The following is a 5,796-nucleotide window of genomic DNA, read 5'->3' on the forward strand; positions in this document are numbered from 1 at the left end:
AGAAAAAGATTGCTACCTTTGCAGCCCGGTTCGGAAGAGCGGAAAGCTGGTTAAGACCAGCGTATTGAAATAGAGGGAAAGAAGAAAAGAAGGCTAAAAAAATAAAATTTATTTTATTTGGAAGTTCGGAAAAGATCCTTACCTTTGCACTCCCAACCGAAAGGAAGGGTAAAAAAATCGGAACGGCGGATGTCGGAAAGATAACAAAACAAGATTGAAATTGGCCGAAACAGGTGAAAGACGAAAACGACTTTTACCAACTGAGGTCCAAACGATATAAAGATCGGCCGTGAGGTTTAGAAGATCAATAAGTTCTTAAAAGAGATGTCAATGTAGCGTAGCGGGGTAATGGAGTACTAATCAAAGTACATGATTATTTTGCTTTATTTTAAAGGTGGTGTCTAACAGACAACATAACAAAAAGAAGACTATTTTTAACAATAGTTAAAACTGGTCAGCATCTTACAACACATTTTACAATGGAGAGTTTGATCCTGGCTCAGGATGAACGCTAGCGGCAGGCCTAATACATGCAAGTCGAACGATAGATAGAAGCTTGCTTTTATCGAAAGTGGCGCACGGGTGCGTAACGCGTATGCAACCTACCTTAATCAGGGGGATAGCCCGGAGAAATCCGGATTAACACCGCATAAAAACACAGGATAGCATTATCCAATGTTCAAATATTTATAGGATTAAGATGGGCATGCGTGTCATTAGCTAGTTGGCGGGGTAACGGCCCACCAAGGCGACGATGACTAGGGGATCTGAGAGGATGGCCCCCCACACTGGTACTGAGACACGGACCAGACTCCTACGGGAGGCAGCAGTAAGGAATATTGGTCAATGGAGGCAACTCTGAACCAGCCATGCCGCGTGCAGGAAGACTGCCCTATGGGTTGTAAACTGCTTTTATCTGGGAATAAACCTTTCTACGTGTAGGAAGCTGAATGTACCAGAAGAATAAGGATCGGCTAACTCCGTGCCAGCAGCCGCGGTAATACGGAGGATCCAAGCGTTATCCGGATTTATTGGGTTTAAAGGGTGCGTAGGCGGCCTGTTAAGTCAGGGGTGAAAGACGGTAGCTCAACTATCGCAGTGCCCTTGATACTGATGGGCTTGAATGGACTAGAGGTAGGCGGAATGAGACAAGTAGCGGTGAAATGCATAGATATGTCTCAGAACACCGATTGCGAAGGCAGCTTACTATGGTCTTATTGACGCTGAGGCACGAAAGCGTGGGGATCAAACAGGATTAGATACCCTGGTAGTCCACGCCCTAAACGATGAACACTCGCTGTTGGCGATACACAGTCAGCGGCTAAGCGAAAGCGTTAAGTGTTCCACCTGGGGAGTACGCCCGCAAGGGTGAAACTCAAAGGAATTGACGGGGGCCCGCACAAGCGGAGGAGCATGTGGTTTAATTCGATGATACGCGAGGAACCTTACCCGGGCTTGAAAGTTAGTGAATGATTTAGAGATAGATCAGTGAGCAATCACACGAAACTAGGTGCTGCATGGCTGTCGTCAGCTCGTGCCGTGAGGTGTTGGGTTAAGTCCCGCAACGAGCGCAACCCCTATGTTTAGTTGCCAGCATGTAATGATGGGGACTCTAAACAGACTGCCTGTGCAAACAGAGAGGAAGGAGGGGACGACGTCAAGTCATCATGGCCCTTACGTCCGGGGCTACACACGTGCTACAATGGATGGTACAGAGGGCAGCTACATAGCAATATGATGCGAATCTCACAAAGCCATTCACAGTTCGGATTGGGGTCTGCAACTCGACCCCATGAAGTTGGATTCGCTAGTAATCGCGTATCAGCAATGACGCGGTGAATACGTTCCCGGGCCTTGTACACACCGCCCGTCAAGCCATGGAAGCTGGGGGTACCTAAAGTATGTAACCGCAAGGAGCGTCCTAGGGTAAAACCGGTAACTGGGGCTAAGTCGTAACAAGGTAGCCGTACCGGAAGGTGCGGCTGGAATACCTCCTTTCTGGAGTAGCACCGTCTACCCGCAACGCAACATGATATTTCAAAAAAAAAGAGAAAAAAGAAACACCCAGAAGAAACGGTGTGCCTGCTATAACTATTATAGGATAAGCATAACGGACAAACGCTGAGGTAGCCAAGGAAAGCAGTAGCGGTAAGATACTATTACTGCCCACTTAAAAGCTTACCGAAAAGCAAAGTCCCGTAGCTCAGCCTGGTTAGAGCACTACACTGATAATGTAGGGGTCTCCAGTTCAAATCTGGACGGGACTACACCTTATAACAATCCTTTTGGGGGATTAGCTCAGCTGGCTAGAGCGCCTGCCTTGCACGCAGGAGGTCAACGGTTCGACTCCGTTATTCTCCACATTTGAGCATAAAGCTTAAAGACAAAGCTGAAAGCTTTCAAAAAACACAGAAATACAAAGATTACCTGGATTGGTAATATACATTGACATAAAGATTAAGAAAGAAGAAAACGCCAAGGGGCACATATGTAGATATATTAATATCGGATATATGAAACGGTTCGAGACCGCAGTTTTTTACTAACGAAGCTGAAACGAAGCTTAGGTTGGGGACAATGAAACCCTCCGCCTTTATACCTTCGACCTTCAGCCTTGGTAAAGTTCTTTGACATATTGGAAGAAGTTAAAAAAGAAGAGCAAACAACAATAGGCGACTGTTGTGTTTGTGCTCACCAGGCAGTGTAGCAATACAATGCATGGTATGAGACATCATAACAAGAGCAAAAAAAGCATACTGTACGGCGCAAAAGGCGTACAAGTAGAAGAAAGTAATAAAGAGTACACGGGGGATGCCTTGGCTCTCAGAGGCGATGAAGGACGTGATAAGCTGCGATAAGCTTCGGGTATTTGCAAATAGGAATTAATCCGAAGATTTCCGAATGGGGCAACCCGGCATGTTGAAGACATGTCACATATAATGAGCAAACCTGCCGAACTGAAACATCTAAGTAAGCAGAGGAAGAGAAAATAATAATGATTTCCTGAGTAGTGGCGAGCGAAAGGGAAAAAGCCCAAACCATTAATGTTACGGCATTAGTGGGGTTGTAGGACTGCGATATGGCATTAGCAAACAGAAGTGGAATGGGATGGGAAGCCCAGCGATACACGGTGATAGCCCGGTACACGTATAGAATGCTAGTCTAGCAGTATCCTGAGTACCGCGAGGTCGGAGACGCCTTGTGGGAATCTGCCGGCACCATCCGGTAAGGCTAAATACTCCTGAGAGACCGATAGTGAACCAGTACCGTGAGGGAAAGGTGAAAAGAACCCCGAACAGGGGAGTGAAATAGAACCTGAAACCGTGTACTTACAAGCGGTCGGAGCATACAAGTTGTGTGACGGCGTGCCTTTTGCATAATGAGCCTACGAGTTACTCCTCTCTGGCAAGGTTAAGTGCTTCAGGCACGGATCCGAAGCGAAAGCGAGTCTGAATAGGGCGTATAGTCAGAGGGGGTAGACGCGAAACCTTGTGATCTACCCATGGACAGGTTGAAGGTGCGGTAACACGTACTGGAGGACCGAACCGATAAACGTTGAAAAGTTTCCGGATGATCTGTGGGTAGGGGTGAAAGGCTAATCAAACTGGGAAATAGCTCGTACTCCCCGAAATGTTTTTAGGAACAGCGTGGATATTAAGTTTCATAGAGGTAGAGCTACTGATTGGGTGCGGGGGAGTCAAATCCTACCAAATCCAGACAAACTCCGAATGCTATGAAATATGATCTGCAGTGAGGCGCGGGGTGCTAAGGTCACGCGCCGAGAGGGAAAGAACCCAGACCATCAGCTAAGGTCCCCAAGTTACAGTTAAGTTGAACTAACGAGGTCCGATTGCACAGACAGCTAGGATGTTGGCTTGGAAGCAGCCATTCATTTAAAGAGTGCGTAACAGCTCACTAGTCGAGCGATCGGGCATGGATAATAAACGGGCATTAAATTGTACACCGAAGCTATGGGATTGAAATATATCGGTAGGGGAGCATTCTATATGCAGCGAAGGTATCTGGTAATGGGTGCTGGAGCGTATAGAAAAGCAAATGTAGGCATAAGTAACGATAAGGTGGGCGAGAAACCCACCCACCGAAAGGATAAGGTTTCCTGATCAACGCTAATCGGATCAGGGTTAGTCGGGACCTAAGGAGAACCCGAAGGGGAAATTCGATGGACAACTGGTTAATATTCCAGTACTTTTTATAACTGCGATGTGGGGACGGAGTAGTGACACTGCCGCGATCTGACGGAATAGATCGTTAAAGGCCGTAGGTATATCGATGGTAGGCAAATCCGCCAACGATGCTGAAAGCTGATAGTACCAAAAACCTTCGGGTGATTGGATAGCGCAGGTAATCAGACTTCCAAGAAAAACCGCTAAGCTTCAGGTTATAAAAACCCGTACCGCAAACCGACACAGGTATCCGGGAAGAGGATTCTAAGGTGCTCGAGTGAATCATGGCTAAGGAACTCGGCAAAATGGCCCTGTAACTTCGGGAGAAGGGGCGCTGGCAGCAATGTCAGCCGCAGTGAAAAGGCCCAGGCGACTGTTTAACAAAAACACATGGCTTTGCAAAATCGAAAGATGAGGTATAAGGCCTGACACCTGCCCGGTGCTGGAAGGTTAAGAGGGGATGTCATCGTAAGAGAAGCATTGAATCGAAGCCCCAGTAAACGGCGGCCGTAACTATAACGGTCCTAAGGTAGCGAAATTCCTTGTCGGGTAAGTTCCGACCTGCACGAATGGTGTAACGATCTGGGCGCTGTCTCAGCCATGAGCTCGGTGAAATTGTGGTCCCGGTGAAGACGCCGGGTACCCGCAACGGGACGGAAAGACCCCATGCACCTTCACTACAATTTAACATTGACATTGGATACAGGATGTGTAGGATAGGTGGGAGGCTTTGAAGCGGCGTCGCTAGGCGTCGTGGAGCCAACGTTGAAATACCACCCTTTCTGTATTCGGTGTCTAATCCCACATAGTGGGAGACATTGTTTGATGGGTAGTTTGACTGGGGTGGTCGCCTCCAAAAAGGTAACGGAGGCTTTCAAAGGTAAGCTCAGTACGCTTGGTAACCGTACGCGGAGTGCAATAGCATAAGCTTGCTTGACTGTGAGACATACAGGTCGATCAGGGTCGAAAGACGGATATAGTGATCCGGTGGTTCTGCATGGAAGGGCCATCGCTCAAAGGATAAAAGGTACGCTGGGGATAACAGGCTGATCTCCCCCAAGAGCTCATATCGACGGGGAGGTTTGGCACCTCGATGTCGGCTCGTCACATCCTGGGGCTGGAGAAGGTCCCAAGGGTTCGGCTGTTCGCCGATTAAAGTGGCACGCGAGCTGGGTTCAGAACGTCGCGAGACAGTTCGGTCCCTATCTGTTGTGGGCGTAGGAATTTTGAGTGGGGCTGACCTTAGTACGAGAGGACCGGGTTGGACTAGCCTCTAGTGAATCTGTTGTTCCGCCAGGGGCATTGCAGAGTAGCTACGCTGGGAATAGATAAGCGCTGAAAGCATCTAAGTGCGAAACTAGCCACGAGATGAGAATTCCATATAGGACCGTAGCAGACTACTACGTTGATAGGCTACAGATGTAAAGCTGGCGACAGCACAGTCGAGTAGTACTAATCATCCGAAGCTTTCAAAGCAAACAGACTGTTGTTTGTTCTTCAAACTAACTTCTTTCAATAATATGTCATTTAAGGCTTAAGGTAAAAGGCTTAAGGCGTAAGGAGAAATAACCTTATACCCTACACCTTTGAACCCTCAACCTTATTTAAAAAC

2 tRNA genes and 2 rRNA genes are annotated in these 5,796 nt (G+C 47.6%); all 4 read left to right on the forward strand.

From position 1 onward, the window contains the following. The first annotated feature begins 476 nt into the window (after positions 1–476). The 4 genes from R2R28_RS28875 (at position 477) to R2R28_RS28890 (ending at position 5,659) form a co-directional block, all read left to right on the forward strand. Positions 477–1,998: ribosomal RNA gene (locus tag R2R28_RS28875) — 16S ribosomal RNA — on the forward strand. Between the two features lie 194 nt (positions 1,999–2,192). Continuing rightward, a tRNA-Ile gene (locus R2R28_RS28880) sits at positions 2,193–2,267 on the forward strand. A 20-nt stretch (positions 2,268–2,287) separates the two neighbouring features. Further along, a tRNA-Ala gene (locus tag R2R28_RS28885) sits at positions 2,288–2,361 on the forward strand. 423 nt (positions 2,362–2,784) lie between these two features. Beyond that, a 23S ribosomal RNA gene (locus R2R28_RS28890) occupies positions 2,785–5,659 on the forward strand. The 16S and 23S rRNA genes sit together here with 2 tRNA genes alongside, the layout of an rRNA operon. The last annotated feature ends 137 nt before the right edge of the window (positions 5,660–5,796 follow it).

The organism is Pedobacter miscanthi (assembly GCF_032678605.1).
In the GTDB taxonomy this organism is placed as follows: domain Bacteria; phylum Bacteroidota; class Bacteroidia; order Sphingobacteriales; family Sphingobacteriaceae; genus Pedobacter; species Pedobacter miscanthi_A.